The following is a 19845-nucleotide window of genomic DNA, read 5'->3' as shown; positions in this document are numbered from 1 at the left end:
ACGCGCAGTGATCCGCGCATAGGATGGATCTCGGTTCAAGAGGGGGCTGTGCATGGAATGGCTGTGGCCGGTACTTATCGTCGTCGGGGTGCTGCTGCTCGTCGGCATCTACCTGTGGTCGACGTACAACTCGCTGGTGCAGCTCAAGGTGCGCGTCGACGAGGCCTGGAGTGGAATCGCCGTGCAGCTCAAGCGCCGCGCCGATCTCATCCCCAACCTGATCGAGACCGTGCGCGGCTACGCCGCCCATGAGAAAGAGGTCTTCGAGGGCGTGACCAGGGCGCGAGCCGAGACGCTCGCCGCGTCCGGACCCGCCGAGGCCGGTGTGGCCGAGGGCCACCTGCAGCAGGCGCTGCGCAGCCTGTTCGCGGTCGCCGAGGCGTATCCGCAGCTTCAGGCCAGCCAGAACTACCTGCAGCTGCAGCACTCACTCGTCGACACCGAAGACAAGGTGCAGGCCGCCCGCCGCTTCTACAACGGCGGCGTGCGCGAGCTGAACACCAAGATCAAGGTGTTCCCCAACAATCTCTTCGCCCGTGGCCTCGGCTTCACCGAACGGGAGTTCTTCGAGGTCAACGACGACGGCGCGATCTCCGAACCGCCGCGCGTGCAGTTCTGACGCCATCACCACCGAACGCCCCGTCACACGCCGGGGCGTTCGTCATTCCCGCGGATGCACGTGTCGTTCGACCGACGTCTCGGCGCCGTGCAGGGCGTGCGCCAGGTCGTTCGCGGCATCGCCCCAGCCCGACACGCTGATCCGCTCGAGACCCTGCCACAGGGCCGCGCGCACCAGCTCCTCGGCCACCCGCTCGGCATCCGCCCTGGGCCGCGCGTGCTGCTCCCACCACGCCGACTGCACGCGCAGGGTCGACGCGAGCCGGTCGGCCTTCAGATCCACCCGTCCGACGACGCTGTCGCCGACGAGCATCGGGAGGGAGTAGTAGCCGTAGCGGCGCCGATCCGCGGGAACGTAGATCTCGATGCGGTAGTCGAAGTCGAACACGCGCAGCGCCCGATCCCGAAACCACACCACGGGGTCGAACGGGGTCAGCAGTGCTGACCGATCGATGCGGCGGGGCAGCACCGCGTCTCGATGCCGCCACGCGGGGATCGCCCTGCCCCCGCGCTCCCAGCCGCGTACCGACACCGGCTCCAGCTCGCCCGCGTCGACCAGGTCGGCCACCGCCGCCCGCACCCCCGCCTGATCGCGCAGGCGGTGGTAGTCGTTCAGATCGGCGATCGTCGCGACGCCGTAGGATCGCGCCGCCCGCCGCACCAGTTCGCGCACGGCCGCGTCACGCGGGACGATCACCTCGCGGATCGAGTCGGGAATGATCTGCGACGCCAGACCGTAGCGCCGCTCGAACCCGATGCGGCCGGCGATCGCGACCTCTCCGCAGCGCCAGAGGTGCTCGAGCGCGATCTTCGCCTCGTCCCAGTCCCACCATGAGCCGCGCTCGCGGGGTGCGTCGTCACGCAGATCCGCCGGGCGAAGCGGGCCGCGGGCACGCAGCTCGTCGCGCACCCAGTCGAGGGTGCGGGCGTGCACCCGCCCCCATCCGCCCGGTCGCTCCGCTCGCTCGCGCCATTCCTGCATGCGGAAGCGCCACAGGGCCCAGTCCTCGACCGGCATGAACGTGGCCTCGTGAGCGAGATACTCCACGTAGCGGGTCGTGCGCGAGATGACGGTGCGATCCAGCAGCGCGGGGTCGTACGAGCCCAGCCGGGAGAACATCGGCATGTAGTGCGAACGTGCGAACACGTTGACCGAGTCGATCTGCAGCACGCCGAGCCGCGTCATCGTCCGGTGCAGGTGGTGGGCGCTCACGGCATCCGGTCGACGCCGGGAGAATCCCTGCGCCGCGAGCGTCATCCGCCGCGCCTCGGCGGCGCTGAGGGTGGTCGAGGAGGCAGCCGTCACTGCGCCAGAGTAGCCGCAGGCGCCGACATCGGGTGCGAGGGCGTTTCGCACCGTACGTAGAATTACACAATGAGCGACGACCCCAGGCCGAGGTTCCGCAATCCCTTCCGATATCAGCCGCCCGTGCTCGACCGCACGGTGACCACCACGGCTGACGACGCCGTGCCGGCCCCCCTCCGCGTCACCGCGGCCTACGCCTGGCGCCTGCTGGTCATCGCCGGCCTGATCGCACTGTTCATCTGGCTGGTGATGCTGCTCAAGCTCCTGGTCATCCCCCTCCTGGTCGGCATCCTGATCACCGCGCTGCTGTGGCCGGCTTTCCAGCTCATGCTGCGCGCCCGCTTCCCGCGCTGGCTGGCGATCGCGGTGACCGTTCTGGGGGCGCTGGGTGTGGTCACAGGGCTGTTCTGGCTGGTGATCTGGCAGGTGCGCACTCAGCTTCCCGACGTGCAGGCCAAGACGACGGATGCCATCCAGCAGGTGCGCACGTTCCTGCTCGACGGTCCGCTGCATCTCACGGAAGCGCAGATCGACGGCTACATCCAGCAGGGGATGGGCCTGCTGAACGAGCAGGCCGATCTGCTGCTGAACGGCGCGCTCGCCGTCACCGGAACAGCCGCGCACATCGTCACCGGCGCGCTGCTGTCGCTGTTCATCCTCATCTGCCTGCTCGCCGACGGCGCGGGTATCTGGCGGTGGACGCTCAAGCTGTTCCCGCGAATGGCACGCCCTGCGGCCGATGCGGCGGCCCGCAACGGATGGGCGACGGTGGTCGACTACGCGCGCACGCAGATGTTCGTCGCCGCCATCGACGCGGTGGGCATCGGCGTCGGTGCCGCGCTTCTGGGGGTGCCCATGCCCATCCCCGTCGCCGTGCTCGTCTTCCTCGGGTCGTTCGTGCCCATCGTGGGCGCCGTGGTCACCGGAGCAGTGGCGGTGTTCCTCGCTCTGGTGTACAACGGCCCGGTGATCGGAATGCTCATGCTCGGCGTGGTGCTGCTGGTGCAGCAGCTCGAGGGTCACATCCTGCAGCCGATCCTGATGGGCTCGGCCGTCAAGGTGCACCCCCTGGCGGTGGTGCTCGTGGTGGCGGGTGGAGCGATGATCGCGGGCATCCCGGGAGCGCTGTTCGCGGTTCCGCTGGCCGCATTCGTCAACGTCGCGGCCGTCACCATCGGCTCGGGCGCGTGGCGCACCGGGCGTGAACCCGCGCCCGAAGATCTCATCTGGAGCACAGTGCCGCGCGAGCGGCAGAGGAGGAATCGATGACCCTGGTCCCCGGCGTCGCCGCCATCCCGAGCCTTGAGGAGTTCACCGCGGCGGCGGAGAGCCTCTCCGGAGTGATCTCCCGCACCCCGACCGAGCTGTCGCGGGCGCTCGGCGAGACCCTCGGCTCACCCGTGATGCTCAAGATGGAGAACCTGCAGCGAACCGGGTCGTTCAAGATCCGCGGAGCGACCTACCGTCTGTCGCGTCTGACGGAGGAGGAGCGCTCCAGGGGGGTGGTGGCCGCCTCGGCGGGCAACCACGCGCAGGGCGTGGCACTCGCCGCTCAGATGCTGGGCATCCCCGCGACGATCTTCATGCCGCTCGGCGTGCCGGTGCCCAAGCTGCTCGCCACCCGGGGCTACGGCGCCGAGGTCGTGCTCGAGGGCGAGACGGTGGCCACCTCGCTGCGCCTCGCGGCGGAGTTCGCCGAGCGCACCGGCGCCGTGCTCATCCACCCTTTCGACCACCGCGACATCGTCGTGGGCCAGGGCACGCTCGGTCTCGAAGTGATCCAGGACGTCCCTGACGTCGACACGGTGATCATGGGCATCGGCGGCGGCGGGCTGATCGCCGGTGTCGCCGCTGCGGTCAAGGCCGCCGCCGCCGCGACCGGTCGCACCGTGCGCGTGATCGGCGTGCAGGCCGAGAACGCCGCGGCGGTGCCACCGTCGCTCGAGGCCGGCAGCCCCGTCGAGATCCAGACGCATCCGACGATCGCCGACGGCATCCTCGTCGCGCGACCGGGGGACGTGCCGTTCGAGATCATCCGCGAGCTCGTCGACGAGGTGGTCACGGTCAGCGAGGACGACATCGCCCGTGCCCTCCTCGTGCTCCTCGAGCACGCCAAGGTCGTCGTCGAGCCCGCCGGCGCCGTCGGCGTGGCCGCCATCCTCGCAGGCAAGGTGCGCGACACGGGCGTGACCGTGCCGATCCTCTCGGGCGGCAACATCGATCCGATGCTGCTGCAGCGGGTCGTGGCGCACGGTCTGGCGGCATCCGGTCGATACGCGACCGTGCGCGTACCGCTTCCCGACCGGCCCGGTCAGCTGGCGAAGGTGTCGGATCTGCTCGCTCAGGCCGGGGCCAACGTCATGGAGGTGCTGCACACCCGTCACGGACACGGTCTGCAGATCAGCGACATGATCCTGCAGCTGTCGATCGAGACCCGCGGACCCGAGCACACCGAGCTCGCGCTCGAGACGCTGCGGCGAGCGGGCTTCGCCCCCGTTGTCGTCCCGGACTGAGCCGCGAAGACGCAGAACGGCGGGACGCCCTGGAGCGTCCCGCCGTTCTGCGTGTGCGCAGATCAGCCGGTGTAGGTCTCGACTCCGGTGATCTCGACGGTGATCGAGCGGCCGTTGGGCGCTTCGTAGCTGGACTTCTCGCCGACCTTGAGGCCGATGATGGCCTGGCCGAGCGGGCTCGCCTCGCTGTACACGTCAAGCTCGCCGCCGGCGGCGATCTCGCGGCTGCCGAGGAGGAAGACCTCCTCATCGCCCGCGACGATCGCCGTGACGACCGTGCCGGGCTCGACGATGCCGCGGCTGGTGGGCGCCTCGCCGACCTTCGCCGTCTTCAGCAGCTGCTGCAGGGTGCGGATGCGCGCCTCCTGCTTGCCCTGTTCGTCCTTCGCGGCGTGATATCCGCCGTTCTCCTTGAGGTCGCCCTCTTCGCGGGCCGCTTCGATGCGGGCGGCGATCTCCTCACGGCCGACCGTCGAGAGGTGCTCGAGCTCTTCGACGAGCCGGTCGTAGGCCTCCTGCGTGAGGAAAGGTACCTGAGCGTCTGTGGACACAGCCTGCTCCTTCGCTGCGGGCCCCTTCAGGGGCTTTCGGGGATGTCGGGCCGTCCGGCGACCCGTGGGATATGCAAGACGCCCCGGCGTCGGCCGGGGCGTCGATCATCTTTCGGATGATTCTAGGCGACCCAGCAGGCCTTCACCAAACCGGTGGTCGCCTCGGCGACGGTCGGGATGCTGATGGCGACGCCCTTCGTGTGATGCTCGCCGCCGGGGATCTCGATCATCTTCCAGCCGACCACGCCGAACTCCTCGTCGAGCGCCTCCACCGCGCACGCGACGTCCGCGCCCTGCGTTGCGGTGAACTGGAAACGCAGGTCGACGCTGTGCGCGTCGACCACGGTGAAGCCCAGATCGTCGGCATCCACCGCGTTCATCTGCTGCGCGACGATCGTCCAGCCCAGGGCGACGACGGCGGCCACGGCGGCCGCGCCGAAGACGATCCAGGGGAGGCGTCGCCGGGGCGTGCGACCGTATCGCTCATCGAGCTCGCGTGCGGTGGTCACGTCTCTCCCGGGGGTGGACGGCGGATAGGCTGGACTTCCAGGTTATTCGACCTGCGAGGAGAAGGCGGACCATGATCCTGTTCGGTGAGACAACCCCGATGCCGACGCCGTCGATGACGGTCGACCCGAACTCGGTGACCCCCGGCTTCGCGGGCTTCGCGATCATCGTGATCATCGTCGCGGCCGTGGTGCTGCTGATCTGGGACATGAACCGCCGCATCCGCAAGGTCCGCTACCGCGAAGAGGTGCGCGCAGAGCTGGATGCCGAAGAGGCGGCGCTGCGTGAGCAGGCCGACGGCGACGAGAGCAGCCGCTGAGGTCGGCTCGACTCACACGCCGACGCGCTCGAACGCGTCGAGGCTGATGCCCTGATCCAGGATGGTCTTCGACCACTCCTTCGCGCTGTGCAGACTGTGGTCGCGGTAGTTGCCGCACTCCACGGCCGAGACGCCGGGTACGTCGCTCCACTCGGCGGTGTTCGCGATGAACTCGAGGCCTCCGCGCACCGCCGCGACGACGTCGGCGACCGCGGGGTCGCCCCAGAAGATCGCGTGGAAGCCGGTGCGGCACCCGAACGGCGAGATGTCGATCAGCCCGTCGATGCGGTCGCGGACGACGCTGGCGAGCAGATGCTCGATGGTGTGCAGACCCGCCGTCGGGATCTCACCCTCGTTCGGCTGCACAAACCGCACGTCGAAGTTCGAGATCGCGTCGCCCTTCGGTCCGTGCTCGACGCTGATGAGGCGCACGTACGGTGCGCTGACGGCGGTGTGGTCCAGGGTGAAGCTCTCTACTTCGGCCATTGTCGCTCCTCTGCTCTGACGCGGAATTCGAGCGTATCCCGCGTCAGCCGCCGAAGCCCAGCGAGGGCGAGAGCGGGTCGAGCGAGATGAGCAGGCACGCGGTCCAGTGGCAGAGGAAGGCGAGCACGGTGCAGACGTGGAAGATCTCGTGGAATCCGAAGCGCCCCGGCCAGGGATTGGGCTTCTTCATCGCGTAGACGATCGCTCCCACCGTGTACAGCAGGCCGCCGACGCAGACGAGCACCATCATGGCCACGTTGGCCTGCAGCAGGTCGCCCATGTACATCACCGCGGCCCAGCCCAGTGCGAGGTACAGGGCGACGTACAGCCATCGAGGCGCGTTGATCCAGAACACGCGGAACAGGATGCCGAGCACCGTCCCGCTCCACACCACGATCAGCAGCACCAGGCCCTTCTGCGGCGGCAGAGCGAGAACGGCCAGGGGCGTGTACGTGCCCGCGATCAGCAGCAGGATGTTGGCGTGATCGATGCGCTTGAGAACAGCCTTCGTCGTGGGACCCCAATCGAACCGGTGGTAGAGGGCCGAATTGCCGAAGAGGAGCATCGACGTGACCATGAAGACCGCCGCGGCCCACTTGGCAGGCGCCCCCTGGGCGACGGTGATGAGCACGGCGCCGGCGACGATCGCGACAGGGAAGGTGCCGGCGTGGATCCAGCCTCGCCAGGTGGGTCTGACCTCGGCCGCGGCATCGACGGCCGCCGCCTCCATCAGGGGCAGCTCGGGTACATCTGCGTCATCTGAGGGGCGGGTGCTCACCCGCTCACTCTACGTACGCGGGCATGCCGTCGGCGGTACATGTTCCGAGTGCTGCGGCGGGGCCGGGACCGGTGGCGGTAGCGTAGGCACGTGATTGCACGTGAGAGCTCGGGGCGGGGACCTCTCTATCGGCTCTACGCGAGGCGCCTGAGACGGCGCATCGATGTCGCGAAGGCTCCGCACCACGTCGCCATGATGATCGACGGCAACCGTCGGTGGGCCCGGCAGCTCGGCTTCGACAGCGCGGCCGCCGGCCACCGCGCCGGGGCCGCCAAGATGCGCGAATTCCTCGGATGGTGCGACGACCTCGGGATCGGCGTCGTGTCGCTCTACCTGCTCTCGGCAGACAACCTGCTCAAGCGGGATTCGAAGGAGATCCGCGATCTCATCGAGATCATCGCCGAGCTCGCCGACTCTCTCGCCGAGCATGGCGAATGGCGGGTGCAGCACGTCGGACGCGCCGACATCCTGACGCCCGAGCTGTCGCGGGTGCTGGCGGAGGCGCAGGAGCGCACCAGCGGGCACACCGGGCTGCACGTCAACCTCGCGGTCGGCTACGGGGGACGCAACGAGATCGTCGATGCGGTGCGCAGCATCATCGGCAAGCACGACGCCTCGGGCGGCACCCTCGAGGATCTGGCCGAGCAGCTGACCCCCGAGATGATCGGCGAGCACCTGTACACCGGTGGCCAGCCCGACCCGGATCTGGTCATCCGCACGAGCGGCGAGCAGAGGCTGAGCGACTTCCTGCTGTGGCAGAGCGCGCACAGCGAGTTCTACTTCGTCGAGGCGCTCGGGCCCGACCTGCGCGAGGTCGACTTCCTGCGGGCCATCCGCGATTTCGCCGACCGCGACCGTCGATTCGGACGATGAGCGGGGCGAGGCTCGACAAGCTGGTCGCCGCGCTCGCTGCATTCGGCCGCGCGCCGTTCACCGTCTCTTAGCCGACACGCCATACGCCGTTGCTGTCGCGGAGTCGGCCGCGGAAGTACGTTCATGGCATCGGACACCGTGTCCGGTCGGGTCGGCCTCAAGGATCGCGACTCGTGACCCTGGTCGACTCTCTGCAGAGCCGGGAGCACATCCCGAGTGGGAGTGGATCGTGACCACACGTACAGCACAGCAGCAGTCCACGTCAGCAGCCCGAGCCGTGTCACACGATGACACGGCTCTTCGCACGTATGTGCTCGACACCTCGGTGCTGTTGAGCGATCCGCAGGCTCTGTTCCGTTTCGCGGAGCACTCGATCGTCCTCCCCGTCGTCGTGATCAGCGAGCTGGAGGGCAAGCGTCACGATCCCGAGCTCGGCTACTTCGCCCGACGCGCGCTGCGTCACCTCGACGAGCTGCGCGTCGAGCACGGTCGCCTGGACTTCCCGATCGAGGTGGGCGACGGCGGCACTCTGCGTGTCGAGCTGGGCAATGTGGACATGTCGGTGCTGCCCGCGGGCATCCGGCTCAGCGACAACGACAGTCGCATCCTCGCGACCGCCGCGCAGCTCGCCGCCGACGGGCAGGACGTCACGATCGTGTCGAAAGACCTGCCGATGCGCGTGAAGGCCGCATCCCTCGGGCTGGCGGCGGAGGAGTATCTCGCCGAGCAGGCGGTGGATGCCGGATGGACGGGCATCACGACCCTCGACCTCTCGGGCGACGAGATGAGCGACCTGTACGAGAGCGAGGTCGGCCTCAGCGAACAGGTGCGGGGGATGCCCGTGAACACCGGCCTGATCATCCACTCCGAACGAGGTTCGGCGCTGGGTCGTGTCGTGGCCGAGGGCGAGTACCGGCTGGTGCGAGGCGACCGCGAGGTGTTCGGAATGCACGGCCGCTCGGCCGAGCAGCGGATCGCGATCGACCTGCTGCTCGACCCCGAGGTCGGCATCGTGTCGCTGGGTGGGCGCGCCGGCACCGGAAAGTCGGCGCTGGCGCTGTGCGCGGGGCTCGAGGCCGTGCTCGAGCGGCAGCAGCAGAAGAAGATCATCGTGTTCCGCCCGCTGTTCGCCGTCGGCGGGCAGGAGCTCGGGTATCTGCCCGGGGACCAGGGCGAGAAGATGGGCCCGTGGGGTCAGGCGGTGTTCGACACCCTCGGGTCGGTGGTCTCGGGCAACGTGCTGGAGGAGGTCGTGGCGCGCGGGATGCTGGAGGTGCTGCCGCTCACGCACATCCGCGGGCGATCGCTGCACGACGCGTTCGTCATCGTCGACGAGGCGCAGTCTCTGGAGCGCAACGTGCTGCTGACCGTGCTGAGCCGGATCGGCCAGAACTCCCGGGTCATCCTCACACACGACGTCGGACAGCGCGACAACCTGCGCGTCGGCCGGTACGACGGCATCGCGAGCGTGATCGAGACGCTGAAGGGGCACGACCTGTTCGGGCACGTCACGCTGCAGCGCTCGGAGCGTTCGGCCATCGCGGCCCTCGTGACCGAGCTGCTGGAGGGTGGCGAGCTGAGCTGACGGGGTCGCCCGCTCGCCGGCGCATTCGTGTCGGGCCGTGACGTCGCGGAGCCTTGACGTTCACGGGGCCGACACTCCAGATGACGGACGTTTCGCGGGAATCCGTCCGACATCTGGAGTGTCGGCCCCCGCTTCGTATCGTGTTCAGCGGGTCTGCGGCGGACGGGACGGGGGTCGGATGCCCGGGCGGGCCCGCGCACGGCAGGATCCTGGGCCCAGGCGTTCGGCGGCGACTGCGCTCAGCGCCGCGCACTCTCCGCGTCGCACGCGCTTGTCGCCGCGAAGGGGGAACGGTGAGGTGCGCCGAGCGCAGTCCGAGAGGTGAACGCGGCTGAGGGGATGTCGGATCAGCAGCCGGGGGCTGAGGGCTGCTCCGTGCAGGTGCGAGCGACGAGGGCGGTGTGCGCTTCGAAGATGCGGATCTGCTGCGTCGGACCCGGGATGTCGAGCTGCCCCTCGATCTGGAACCATCCGACACCCAGATCTATCTCCGCCGTGTACGCGATGTCGACGGTCGCGTCGTACGTGCCACGTTCTGCGTACGTGTGGCTGGTATCGGTCGGGGTGAATTGGGCCTGCCCGAGGCTCTCCCAGCTCGCGCCGGGGGAGGGGGCAGTACGTGACTCCCCGTCACCGTAATGGAAGGTGTACGACACCGGTGTGAAGCGCACGTCGATGGGGAACCCGAACAGCTGGCCGGAACGGACGTGCGTCTCAGCCTGGGTGACGAAGTTCGTCGGAAGCCCCGCGACTCCGAGGTTGTCCGGTTCACCGAGCACGGTGCCCTTGGCGGGCGAGAAGCTGGCGAGGTCCGTGATCGTGATGGGCGGAAGACCCGGTGACTCTTCGCCCTCTTCGGGTGGCGTTTCATCGCCGGCGGATCGGGCCTCCCAGCATCCCCGGTACGAGTCCCAATCTACGAGGCACTCTTCGAATGGCGTGGGTTGCCGAGGGATATTTCCGATCGTGGCATTGGAACGGCCCGGTGAGTTGCTCTCCGGTGTCCGCTCACCGGACTGGCCCCTCGAAGTTTTCGACCCAGAAACCTCGACGACACTGCCGTTTGTCGAGGAGCTACAACCGGTAGCAGCGATACCGCACGACGGTGGTGAAGACGTGCTTAGGGGAACGAGAGTGGCAACGACAAGAAGCGCGGTCATTAGGTCGGGCATGGCGCTTCATCTCCAGCGGTTCGGGCCACTCTGAGCTCGCCCGTCGTGTGGATCGCGAAGTCGACGACCAGAGATTGGACGTCCGCGCGAGAAGGCGGAACGATCGAGGCGCCTTGCTCGTCCAGTAGGTCAGTAGCGGAGACGTCAACACACACATGCATGGTGACAGCGCCAGATGCCAAGTTCGCTTGTAATGGTTCCACGCCGGTCACCACTGACGATCCCGTCATAGTGACGCCCTGAGCCTGGAGTTGCGTCAGACTTTCTCGAATGGCGGCATAGGCAGCGTCGGCAGTGAGGGCGTATACGGCTTCAAAGGTGCTCTCATCTGACAAGTCGAGCTCATTTTGAGCGTCGATGAACGCCCGATACGTTTCCTCGGCGGCGGCGAACGCCTCCTCATCCGTGGCGAAGGCGGCGGTCTTCGTGGGTGTGGGAGTGGGATCCGCTTCCGGGGTGCACGCCGACAGCATCCCGACGAGCAGACCGGCAGCCGCGAGGGCCGAGCCCGTGCGCACAAGGGTGGTCGTCATCGTCACCGCACCACGGTAACCCGGATCGGCAAGACCCCGTCGGAGTTATCCACAGCGGACGTCACGCCCGCTGAGCCGTGCGCTTCAGGGCTGCGATGATGGAGCGCTGCACCGTCGCCCAGTCGTGCATGATCTGGGCGTAGTCGAAGTGCAGCGTCTCGTATCCGAGGGCGGATGCCGCGGCATCCCGAACCAGATCCCTGTGCCGCATGGTGGTGCCGTCATGGTTCTCCTTGCCGTCCGCCTCGATGATGAGGCGTCCGTCGACGACGAAGTCGACGCGTCCGACACCGGCGATCACCACCTGACAATCCAGCGCGATCCCCAGCAGATGCAGCCGCAGCCGCAGCAGCGATTCGAGGCCGCTGTCGGCGTCCGAACGGGCGAAGTCGACGAGCCACCGTGCATGCGTCGGCAGCGCCTCGCGGACGCGTGCGCGTGCGGATCGGGTGAGCTTCCGCTGCGCCAGCGCCGACTCGAGCGAGGCGAAGAACGACTCCTCACCCTCGCAGCGGTAGAGATGTACAAGGGCGGTCTCGACGTCGACGACGCCGAAGCGCACCCGCCCGCTGCGGAAGTAGTGGCTGACGCACTGGCATCCGGAATGAGGGTAGACGCGTCCACGGCGGCCGACCCAGACATGCGGTGCTGCGTCCGTCGACATCACCCACACGCCCAGGTTCCGCAGGGCCGCGGCACATGTGAGCGCGCCTCCGTGCCGTGCGGCGTCGCGTTCATCGGCCGCTGCTGCGGGTGTCGCGAAGACGCCCGGGCGCAACCGCTCGATCCGTCCGCCGCGCACCGCCTTGCTGAGCTGCATGCGTGTGACGCCGTAGTCCTGAAGCTGAGTGCCCTGCGCGAGCCCACCGAGGCGGGTGAGCAGATCAAGAGGATCGAACATGCCCCCAGCATCCGGGACGCGACGTTCATGCCTGGCCGCGTTCACCGGGGATTGTGGACAACCTGCCTCATCCTGCGGGATGGGGATGGATGCAAAACGGGGGCCGACACTCCAGGTGACGGACGGATCATGGCGAAACGTCCGACATCTGGAGTGTCGGCCCCCGGAATGTAACGCGGAAGACCGGACGACCGAAGGCCTCAGCCCGGGTGGGTCATCGACAGGAGGTCGAGCTTCGCATCGAGCTCCTCCTCCGAGATCTCCCCGCGCTCGACGTAGCCGAGGTCGATCACGGCGTCGCGCACCGTGATGCCCTTCGCGACCGAGTGCTTGGCGATCTTCGCGGCGGCCTCGTAACCGATGACCTTGTTCAACGGCGTGACGATCGACGGGCTCATGCCGGCGAACGCGGCGGCGCGCTCGACGTTGGCCTCGAGGCCGTCGACGGTCTTGTCGGCCAGCACGCGCACGGCGTTCGAGAGCAGACGGATCGACTCCAGCAGCGCGGTGCCCATCACGGGGATGGCGACGTTCAGCTCGAACGAGCCCGACGCGCCGGCCCAGGCGACGGTCGCGTCGTTGCCGATCACGCGCGCGCACACCATGAGCACGGCCTCGGGCACGACCGGGTTGACCTTGCCGGGCATGATCGACGATCCCGGCTGCAGGTCGGGGATGTGCAGCTCGCCGAGACCGGTGTTCGGGCCCGAGCCCATCCAGCGCAGGTCGTTGTTGATCTTGGTCAGCGACACGGCGATGGTGCGCAGAGCGCCCGACGTCTCGACGAGCCCGTCACGGTTGGCCTGAGCCTCGAAGTGGTCCTTCGCCTCGGTGATCGGAAGCTCGGTCTCGGCCGCGAGCAGCTCGATGACCTTCTGCGGGAAGCCGGTCGGAGTGTTGATGCCGGTGCCCACAGCGGTGCCGCCGAGGGGCACCTCCGCCACGCGGGGGAGGGCCGACTGCACGCGCTCGATGCCCAGCCGGATCTGGCGCGCGTAGCCGCCGAACTCCTGGCCGAGCGTGACCGGGGTCGCGTCCATGAGGTGGGTGCGGCCGGACTTGACGACGTCCTTCCACAGCTCCGCCTTCGCCTCGAGGGCGACGGCGAGGTGGTCGAGCGACGGGATGAGGGTGTCGATGAGCGCCTGGGTGACCGCGATGTGCACCGACGTCGGGAAGACGTCGTTCGACGACTGCGACGCGTTGACGTGGTCGTTCGGGTGCACGGCCGAGCCGAGGATTCCGGATGCCAGGTTCGCCAGCACCTCGTTCATGTTCATGTTCGACGAGGTGCCAGAACCGGTCTGGTAGGTGTCGACCGGGAACTCGCCGTCGTGCTTGCCGGAGGCCACCTCGTCGGCCGCCTGAGCGATCGCGTCCGCGATCGCTGCGTCGAGCGTGCCGAGCTCCTTGTTCGCGAGGGCGGCAGCCTTCTTGATGCGGGCCAGTGCGGCGATCTGAGTGGATTCGAGTCCCTTGCCCGAGATCGGGAAGTTCTCGACGGCGCGCTGAGTCTGGGCGCTGTACAGGGCCTTGGCGGGAACGCGCACCTCGCCCATGGTGTCGTGTTCGATGCGGTACTCGATGTCGGTCATGCCGATACCTCCTCAGAAGCGGGGATGTGCCCCTCGGTGTCGATGCCCACAGTGACGACGGGCACCGCAGTGCCCTCTGCGAGGCGGTAGTTGGCGCCAACGATGCCCAGTCGGCCCGCGGCGACCGCGTTGCTGATCATCTCGGACGAGTGCAGCAGATCGGCGACGGTGTTGCGCAGGTGCTCGCGGCCGACCAGCTCGGCGTCGATGTCGGCGGTCGTCGTGCCGCCGGTCTCGGCGAGCACCTTGCGCGCTGCCGGGACGATCGGTGCGATCAGCTTCCAGATTCCGGCCGGAAGCGGGGGCGAGTCGATGGCGGTGCCGTCGATGGCCGCACGCACCGCGCCGCACGAGTCGTGGGCGAGCACGACGATCAGCGGCACGTTGAGAATGCCCACGGCGTACTCGAGGCTGGCGACGATCGACTCGCCGATCACCTGTCCCGCGTTGCGGACGACGAACAGGTCGCCCAGACCCTTGTCGAAGATGATCTCGGCGGCGAGGCGCGAATCCGAGCATCCGAACAGCGTCGCGATCGGCGCCTGACCGTCGGCCAGCTCGTGACGCTTGGAGACGTCCTGGTGCGGGTGCGCCGGCGTGCCGGCGACGAATCGCCTGTTGCCATCGAGCATCTCCCGCCATGCCTCAGCGGGTGTGAGCGTTGCGGTCATTCGGCCTCCTCAAGGTCGTCGATCTGTGCGGACAGGGTCTCTGCCAGCTCGGCGGTCGCCTCGGGCGACTGCGAGCCGTAAAGCAGGATGTAGTCGGGGCCGGCCTGGGTCCCGATGGCGTACGAGATGTTGGCGGTGCCCCGACCGCGCAGGTCGAACTCGTCCCACTCGCGCCCATCGATCGTCGTGGTGCCGTTCGGAGCCATGCCGTCGAGCACCTGCGGGGCCCAGCCGACGTCGGCGCCGAAGGCCTGTGCCACACGGACGAATCCGCGCTCGTCGTCGGCAGCCGGGGCGAGGGTGATCGTCCACACCCGGGTGCTGCCGCCCGAGAGGGCGGCCTCGTTGACCCGCCAGTACTCGTCGGGCTCGACGACGAGGGCGGCGCGCTGCATCGACGTCTCGACGTCTGCGGCGATCGCGGCGACGTCGATCGCGGGGCGATCGGGAACCTGGCCGCGCGGCACGCCGAGAACGACGACGGCGACCACGCCGACCGTCACGATGAGTGCGGCGATGAGGTTGCGGAACGTCTGACTCGACCGGTAGACCCGGCTCGACTCCGCCTTGCGGTCAGCGGTCTCCTGGGCGGTCTCGGGTCGACCGAGACCTGCGACGACGCGCGGTTCGCGGCTCATTCGCCTGCTCCGCCGGATGCCGCGTCCCGAGCCGCATCGAGACGGCGCTTCGCGCCGAGCAGCCATTCCTCGCAGCGTGCCGCCAGCGCCTCGCCGCGCTCCCAGAGCGCGAGCGAGTGCTCGAGCGTGGGGGAACCCTGTTCGAGCTCCGCGACCACGCGCACGAGCTCGTCGCGTGCGGCCTCGAACGACAGGTCTTCGACGGGGGAGTCGCTGGGGGCAGTCACGCCCCCATCCTACCGGCGTGTCGGACGCCCCGATCCGCCGCAGCGTGCCGCGGGGAGCGGTCTGCGCGAACAGGCCGGGGGCCGACACGCCAGATGTCGGACGCATTCGCGGGGACCGTCCGACAGGTGGAGTGTCGGCCCCCGGAGCGCAGGGGCAGCAGAGCAGTGTGCTGCTGTTCAGCGGTCTTCGGGTATCCGCCCCTCCGACACGGCGCGGATGGATCCGCGATCCACCGTCACCGTCATCGCCGTGCCCGCCGGCGCGTCGACCGCATCGCTGAGGATGCGTCCGTCGTCGAGGTGCGCGATGGCGTAGCCGCGCGCGAGTGTGGCGGCGGGGGAGAGGGCGCGCAGCGAGGCGCGCAGCTCGGAGGTGGATCGGTGCGCGGCATCCAGCCCTCTGGTGACGGTGTCGCGACCTCGGGATACCAGCAGCCACACCTCCTGGGCCCGCTCGTCGATGATCGGATCGGGGGAGCGCAGCACCGGGCGCGAGCGCAGCTGCTCGAGCTGAGCGATGTCGTGGGAGACGCGCTGCATCAGCCGCGTCGTCGCCCGCGCCCGCAGCTGCGCGACGATCGCGCGCTGCTCGCCGACATCCGGAACGACCCGCTTCGCGGCATCCGTCGGGGTCGAGGCGCGCAGATCGGCGACGTCGTCGAGCAGGGGATGGTCGTTCTCGTGCCCGATCGCGCTGACGACCGGCGTGGATGCGGCTGCGACGGCACGCACGAGCCGCTCGTCGCTGAAGCCGAGCAGGGTCTGCGGGTCGCCGCCGCCGCGGGCGATGATGATCACGTCGACGTCGGGATCGGCATCCAGCCGCTGCAGCGCCGCGAGCACCTCGGGAACGCACCGGTCGCCCTGGACGGCGACGTGCTCGGTGCGGAAGCGCACCTGCGGCCAGCGCAGCTCGGCGTTGCGATGCACGTCCTTCTCGGCATCCGAGCGCTCGCCGGTGATCAGTCCGATGCAATGCGGCAGGAACGGCAGGCTCTTCTTGCGCGACGAGTCGAACAGACCCTCCTGCCGCAGCTGCACGCGCAGCTTCTCGAGCCGCTCGAGCTGATCGCCGAGGCCCACATGCTTCATCGCCGAGACGATGAAGCTGAAGTCGCCGCCCTTGACGAAGTAGTCGGCTTTGACGGCAGCGACGACGTGATCGCCGACGGCGAGGTCGGCGGGGATGCGCGGGCGCACGCTCGACCAGACGCGAACCGAGATCTGCGCGTCTGAGCGGGTGTCCTTCAGGCGCGCGAAGACGTTGCCGCCGCGCACGTTCCATGAGGTGATCTCGCCCTCGACCCAGACGGTGTTCCAGCGGGCGATGAAGTCGCGGATGGTGCCGTTCAGGCGCGCGACCGATGTCGGTGCCGCGGGCGTCGAGTCGCGCGGGGCGACCGAGTCGGCGGGAGGCGGCTCGCCGGGGACGGCGGTGGCTTCGAAGACGGTCACCCCGCCATTCTTCCGGATGCCGCCGACACGGCGTCCGCGGCCGGGACGGGCGATGCATTCCGGGGGCCGACACTCCAGATGTCGGACGGTTCCCGTGAATCGGTCCGACATCTGGAGTGTCGGCCCCCCATGCGACACGGCCCGCCGGGCCGCCCGCTCCCGGCCCGCGAACAGGTGGCATCGGTAGACTGACGGAGTGAGCTCAACCACTGTCTCGCTGCCTCTGCCGCACATCCCGACCCGCCATCGCGCCGTCGAGCGTGCGCGCCTCGAGAACCGTCCGGTCGACGGCGAGAAGCGCGTGCTGCTGGCCGCTCCTCGCGGCTACTGCGCGGGTGTCGACCGCGCCGTCGTGGCCGTCGAGAAGGCGCTCGAGCGCTACGGCGCCCCGGTGTACGTGCGCAAGCAGATCGTGCACAACATCCATGTCGTCACCGAACTCGAGCAGAAGGGCGCGATCTTCGTCGAGGAGGTCGACGAGGTTCCCGAGGGTGCTCACGTCGTCTTCAGTGCGCACGGCGTCTCGCCGGCGGTGGTGCAGGGCGCCGCCGATCGCGGGCTGCACGCGATCGACGCGACCTGCCCGCTGGTCACCAAGGTGCACCGCGAGGCGGTGCGCTTCGCCCGAGACGACTTCGAGATCCTGCTGATCGGTCACGACGGTCACGAAGAGGTCGAGGGCACCGCGGGCCACGCACCCGAGCGCGTGACCGTCGTCAATTCGCCCGCCGAGGCCGACACGGTCGTCGTGCGAGACCCCAGCAGGGTCGTCTGGCTGTCGCAGACCACGCTCTCCGTCGACGAGACGATGGAGACCGTCAACCGGCTGCGCACCCGCTTCCCCGAGCTGCAGAACCCGCCCTCCGACGACATCTGCTACGCCACCCAGAACCGTCAGGTGGCCATCAAGAAGGTCGCGAAGGATGCGGATCTCGTCATTGTCGTCGGATCGGCGAACTCCTCGAACAGCGTGCGCCTGGTCGAGGTCGCGCTGGAGTACGGAGCGAAGGCCGCGTACCGCGTCGACTACGCCGACGAGGTCAGGCAGGAATGGCTCGACGGTGTGCGCACCGTCGGCGTGACCAGCGGCGCCTCGGTGCCCGAGGTGCTCGTGCGCGAGGTGCTCGACGCACTCGACGAGGCGGGCTACACCGACATCGAAGAGGTGCGCACGGCGGAGGAGGACCTCATGTTCTCGCTGCCCAAGGAGCTGCGCCAGGACAACTCGGGCAAGCGCGACGAGCGTGCCCTGGGCGGCCGGGTCTCGCGCACATGAGCATCGAGCGGCCGCAGTACGGCGAGTACGCGTCTCCGGAAGAGCAGCGTGCGCGCGCAGGACTGCCTCCGCTGGGCGCCGATCCCGTGGCATCCGCTCCCGAGCCCGCGCCGACGGCCGCACGACCCACGGCCCCGAGCGCTCCCGCTCGCCCGATGGGTCGTCTGGTCACCCTCGTGCTGCTGGGGTTCGGCCTGGTGAACGTGCTCTCGTCGATCCCACAGTTCGTGAACATGGCATCGACTCTGAACGACTCGATGCAGATGATCGGCATCGACGGCGAATTCACCAACTATGCGGCCGCGCGAACCTGGGGCGTCGTCGCCGTGGTCGTTCTGCTCGTCGGATACGCGGTGACCGCGTGGCTGTCGTTGCGTCAGCTGAAGCGCGGCAGGTCGGCGTGGTGGATCCCGCTGGTCGGCTTCGTCATCACGATGTCGCTCGTGTCGGGGTGCATCTCGGTGGTGATGTTCAGCGATCCGGCCTTCACGACAGGACTGCTGACACCTCCCGTCGAGTGACGACGGGTAGCCTCGAGGGGTGTCAGCAGATCAGATCGCGTTCCACGTCAACTACGCCTCGGTCGATTCCTCGGAAGGCGTCGACCCGACCCCGATCGCGGCGGAGCTGCTGCGAAAGGAGCGGGTGCTCGCGGCATCCCGAGTCTTCGACGGCGACCAAGCCGTCTTCCTGATCCCGGTGACCGAGAGCGGGCACGTCGTCGCTCTCGACGACGACGACCGCCTGCGTTTCGACCTGAGCGCCCTCGACCTGCAGCGGCTGTTCCAGACCGCCGCGCTCACGCTGCATCTCGGCCTGACCGACGACGCACTCGAAGAGGTCGATCAGGAGCTCGACGAGCAGTACGGCGCAGCGTTCGAGCAGCTCGACGACCCGGCCGCCGCGTCTGAAGACCTCGCCGGGTTCGGGATGCTCGATGCCGACGACGACGACATCGACTTCGAACTGGCGCCGGTGCGAGTGGCGGAGTTCTCCCGGCGCGGGCCGTGGGGCGCGCGCATCACCGCGCAGGTGACGGGCGTCGACGTCGACTATCTCGAGGACGAGACCTGGTCTCTTTACCGCTACGCGACCGACCAGCCGCACATGGCGCTGTCAGGAGGCCGCGCGGACGAGCCGATCATCGAGCTGAACCTTCCACAGCACGGCGACGCCTGGGTGGAGGTCACGGCCGGTGGGCGCACGGGCATGTTCTGGCCGAACATCGAGCGGCTCACGCGGCCGGTGCTCGACATCGACGCGATCGGGGTGCCCGAGAGCGCGGATGTCTACCGTCGCATGCTGCTCGAGGCCGACGGCACGACCGAGGAGCTGCAGGGGCTGAATCTGGGCGACGCAGTCGATGTCGCGGCGGCGACGCGCGCATGCGCGCCGGAGGCGCTGGGCGGCACGCAGGGCGAGCTGGATCGCGTGCGTGCGTTCGTCGCCGCGTTCGGTGTGCCGGACGCGCTCATCACCGCCGGAGTCGCCGAGCAGACGACCGGGCGCCGCTTCACGCCGCGCGGCTGGCCGCGCACAGTGGCCGACCTCGCCATCGCGGGGATCGGCGAGGTCACCGCCCTCACCCGACGCGAGCGGCCGCTGCCGCGCGCCGCGCGGTTCGTGCGCGAGCGCCCGACCATCGGAGCCGCGATCAGCGCGGCCGAGCTCGCCGCCGGAATCGCCGCGAGCAGGGCCCGATCTCCGCTGCTGCGTGGGCTCGGCGTGCTGCTGATCGTCGACGCGATCATCGACATGGTGATCTGGGCGCGCCGCGTGCTCAAGCGCTGAGCCCGTTCCCGCCCCCGCGCGGCGCTCGGTCGCGCGCGGGGGGGAACGGG

The 19845-nt window shown here is 68.9% G+C and carries 22 protein-coding genes; 9 read left to right on the top strand and 13 right to left on the bottom strand.

Translation table 11 applies throughout. The features are described from left to right. Positions 1 to 52 precede the first annotated feature (52 nt). A complete protein-coding gene (locus H9633_RS02270) occupies positions 53 to 619 on the top strand; it encodes a LemA family protein (protein ID WP_071644583.1) in 567 nt (188 codons plus the stop codon). Between the two features lie 42 nt (positions 620 to 661). On the opposite strand, the gene H9633_RS02265 is transcribed toward H9633_RS02270, so the two are convergent. Beyond that, positions 662 to 1924: a winged helix-turn-helix domain-containing protein gene (locus H9633_RS02265; RefSeq protein ID WP_313477631.1), complete on the bottom strand. Its 1263-nt coding sequence runs from the start codon at positions 1922 to 1924 to the stop codon at positions 662 to 664. Between the two features lie 69 nt (positions 1925 to 1993). On the opposite strand from H9633_RS02265, the gene H9633_RS02260 reads away from it, so the two are divergent. Next, the gene (locus H9633_RS02260) at positions 1994 to 3193 is read left to right on the top strand and encodes an AI-2E family transporter (protein ID WP_191711936.1); all 1200 of its coding nucleotides are present in this window, start codon (positions 1994 to 1996) and stop codon (positions 3191 to 3193) included. Continuing rightward, positions 3190 to 4437 (top strand): threonine ammonia-lyase, encoded by a 1248-nt coding sequence (gene ilvA / locus H9633_RS02255; RefSeq protein WP_191711935.1) that lies wholly within the window; start codon positions 3190 to 3192, stop codon positions 4435 to 4437. Before H9633_RS02260 ends, ilvA begins: the two co-directional genes overlap by 4 nt. 62 nt (positions 4438 to 4499) lie before the next feature. On the opposite strand, the gene greA is transcribed toward ilvA, so the two are convergent. Then, complete coding sequence (gene greA, locus H9633_RS02250) at positions 4500 to 4988, bottom strand: transcription elongation factor GreA (RefSeq protein WP_071644622.1); 489 nt, start codon at positions 4986 to 4988, stop codon at positions 4500 to 4502. 122 nt (positions 4989 to 5110) lie between these two features. Continuing rightward, the gene (locus H9633_RS02245) at positions 5111 to 5497 is read right to left on the bottom strand and encodes a DUF4307 domain-containing protein (RefSeq protein WP_191711934.1); all 387 of its coding nucleotides are present in this window, start codon (positions 5495 to 5497) and stop codon (positions 5111 to 5113) included. 71 nt (positions 5498 to 5568) lie between these two features. On the opposite strand from H9633_RS02245, the gene H9633_RS02240 reads away from it, so the two are divergent. After that, positions 5569 to 5814: a hypothetical protein gene (locus H9633_RS02240; protein WP_071644588.1), complete on the top strand. Its 246-nt coding sequence runs from the start codon at positions 5569 to 5571 to the stop codon at positions 5812 to 5814. A gap of 12 nt (positions 5815 to 5826) precedes the next feature. On the opposite strand, the gene H9633_RS02235 is transcribed toward H9633_RS02240, so the two are convergent. Then, positions 5827 to 6300 carry an S-ribosylhomocysteine lyase gene (locus H9633_RS02235; RefSeq protein ID WP_191711933.1) on the bottom strand — a complete coding sequence of 158 codons (474 nt, stop codon included), beginning with the start codon at positions 6298 to 6300 and terminating at the stop codon, positions 5827 to 5829. 43 nt (positions 6301 to 6343) lie between these two features. Continuing rightward, positions 6344 to 7030: a PAQR family membrane homeostasis protein TrhA gene (trhA, locus tag H9633_RS02230; RefSeq protein ID WP_191712907.1), complete on the bottom strand. Its 687-nt coding sequence runs from the start codon at positions 7028 to 7030 to the stop codon at positions 6344 to 6346. Between the two features lie 141 nt (positions 7031 to 7171). On the opposite strand from trhA, the gene H9633_RS02225 reads away from it, so the two are divergent. Next, entirely contained in the window at positions 7172 to 7951 is a 780-nt protein-coding gene (locus tag H9633_RS02225; RefSeq protein ID WP_071644623.1) for an isoprenyl transferase, read from the top strand. 229 nt (positions 7952 to 8180) lie between these two features. Further along, a complete protein-coding gene (locus H9633_RS02220; RefSeq protein WP_191711932.1) occupies positions 8181 to 9536 on the top strand; it encodes a PhoH family protein in 1356 nt (451 codons plus the stop codon). 347 nt (positions 9537 to 9883) lie between these two features. Here the strand turns inward: H9633_RS02220 and H9633_RS02215 are convergent, their stop codons facing one another. The 8 genes from H9633_RS02215 to xseA form a co-directional block, all read right to left on the bottom strand. Continuing rightward, positions 9884 to 10315 (bottom strand): PKD domain-containing protein, encoded by a 432-nt coding sequence (locus tag H9633_RS02215; protein ID WP_191711931.1) that lies wholly within the window; start codon positions 10313 to 10315, stop codon positions 9884 to 9886. Between the two features lie 380 nt (positions 10316 to 10695). Then, a complete protein-coding gene (locus H9633_RS02210) occupies positions 10696 to 11247 on the bottom strand; it encodes a hypothetical protein (RefSeq protein ID WP_191711930.1) in 552 nt (183 codons plus the stop codon). Positions 11248 to 11302: 55 nt separating this feature from the next. Continuing rightward, positions 11303 to 12142, bottom strand: a complete 840-nt coding sequence (locus tag H9633_RS02205; protein WP_191711929.1) for a DUF559 domain-containing protein — start codon at positions 12140 to 12142, stop codon at positions 11303 to 11305. A 200-nt stretch (positions 12143 to 12342) separates the two neighbouring features. After that, positions 12343 to 13737 (bottom strand): class II fumarate hydratase, encoded by a 1395-nt coding sequence (locus H9633_RS02200; protein WP_191711928.1) that lies wholly within the window; start codon positions 13735 to 13737, stop codon positions 12343 to 12345. Then, positions 13734 to 14408, bottom strand: coding sequence for a carbonic anhydrase (locus H9633_RS02195; protein ID WP_071644595.1), 675 nt, complete (start codon positions 14406 to 14408; stop codon positions 13734 to 13736). The genes H9633_RS02200 and H9633_RS02195 overlap by 4 nt, the downstream gene beginning before the upstream one ends. After that, the gene (locus tag H9633_RS02190) at positions 14405 to 15046 is read right to left on the bottom strand and encodes a DUF4245 family protein (RefSeq protein ID WP_191711927.1); all 642 of its coding nucleotides are present in this window, start codon (positions 15044 to 15046) and stop codon (positions 14405 to 14407) included. Before H9633_RS02190 ends, H9633_RS02195 begins: the two co-directional genes overlap by 4 nt. Then, complete coding sequence (locus H9633_RS02185; protein WP_071644597.1) at positions 15043 to 15273, bottom strand: exodeoxyribonuclease VII small subunit; 231 nt, start codon at positions 15271 to 15273, stop codon at positions 15043 to 15045. Before H9633_RS02185 ends, H9633_RS02190 begins: the two co-directional genes overlap by 4 nt. Before the next feature lie 177 nt (positions 15274 to 15450). After that, positions 15451 to 16728, bottom strand: coding sequence for an exodeoxyribonuclease VII large subunit (gene xseA / locus H9633_RS02180; protein WP_318247172.1), 1278 nt, complete (start codon positions 16726 to 16728; stop codon positions 15451 to 15453). A gap of 232 nt (positions 16729 to 16960) precedes the next feature. Between xseA and H9633_RS02175 the strand changes: the two genes are divergently transcribed. Genes H9633_RS02175 through H9633_RS02165 form a run of 3 tightly spaced genes read left to right on the top strand, consistent with a single transcriptional unit; the run spans position 16961 to position 19795 of the window. After that, positions 16961 to 18004, top strand: a complete 1044-nt coding sequence (locus tag H9633_RS02175) for a 4-hydroxy-3-methylbut-2-enyl diphosphate reductase (protein ID WP_404802962.1) — start codon at positions 16961 to 16963, stop codon at positions 18002 to 18004. Next, a complete protein-coding gene (locus H9633_RS02170; RefSeq protein WP_191711925.1) occupies positions 18001 to 18525 on the top strand; it encodes a DUF6264 family protein in 525 nt (174 codons plus the stop codon). The genes H9633_RS02175 and H9633_RS02170 overlap by 4 nt, the downstream gene beginning before the upstream one ends. Before the next feature lie 19 nt (positions 18526 to 18544). Beyond that, positions 18545 to 19795: a hypothetical protein gene (locus tag H9633_RS02165; protein ID WP_191711924.1), complete on the top strand. Its 1251-nt coding sequence runs from the start codon at positions 18545 to 18547 to the stop codon at positions 19793 to 19795. Positions 19796 to 19845 lie beyond the last annotated feature (50 nt).

Source organism: Microbacterium commune, assembly GCF_014836945.1.
Classification (GTDB): Bacteria; Actinomycetota; Actinomycetes; order Actinomycetales; family Microbacteriaceae; genus Microbacterium; species Microbacterium commune.
This window is presented reverse-complemented; position numbering and strand designations above follow the sequence as displayed.

What these genes read in the sequence shown, in the direction of transcription:
- H9633_RS02270 (WP_071644583.1), top strand. Translation starts at nt 53, where the DNA reads ATGGAATGGCTGTGGCCGGTACTTATCGTCGTCGGGGTGCTGCTGCTC.
- H9633_RS02260 (WP_191711936.1), top strand. Translation starts at nt 1,994, where the DNA reads ATGAGCGACGACCCCAGGCCGAGGTTCCGCAATCCCTTCCGATATCAG.
- ilvA (WP_191711935.1), top strand. Translation starts at nt 3,190, where the DNA reads ATGACCCTGGTCCCCGGCGTCGCCGCCATCCCGAGCCTTGAGGAGTTC.
- H9633_RS02240 (WP_071644588.1), top strand. Translation starts at nt 5,569, where the DNA reads ATGATCCTGTTCGGTGAGACAACCCCGATGCCGACGCCGTCGATGACG.
- H9633_RS02235 (WP_191711933.1), bottom strand. Translation starts at nt 6,300, where the DNA reads ATGGCCGAAGTAGAGAGCTTCACCCTGGACCACACCGCCGTCAGCGCA.
- trhA (WP_191712907.1), bottom strand. Translation starts at nt 7,030, where the DNA reads ATGGAGGCGGCGGCCGTCGATGCCGCGGCCGAGGTCAGACCCACCTGG.
- H9633_RS02205 (WP_191711929.1), bottom strand. Translation starts at nt 12,142, where the DNA reads ATGTTCGATCCTCTTGATCTGCTCACCCGCCTCGGTGGGCTCGCGCAG.
- H9633_RS02200 (WP_191711928.1), bottom strand. Translation starts at nt 13,737, where the DNA reads ATGACCGACATCGAGTACCGCATCGAACACGACACCATGGGCGAGGTG.
- H9633_RS02195 (WP_071644595.1), bottom strand. Translation starts at nt 14,408, where the DNA reads ATGACCGCAACGCTCACACCCGCTGAGGCATGGCGGGAGATGCTCGAT.
- H9633_RS02190 (WP_191711927.1), bottom strand. Translation starts at nt 15,046, where the DNA reads ATGAGCCGCGAACCGCGCGTCGTCGCAGGTCTCGGTCGACCCGAGACC.
- H9633_RS02170 (WP_191711925.1), top strand. Translation starts at nt 18,001, where the DNA reads ATGAGCATCGAGCGGCCGCAGTACGGCGAGTACGCGTCTCCGGAAGAG.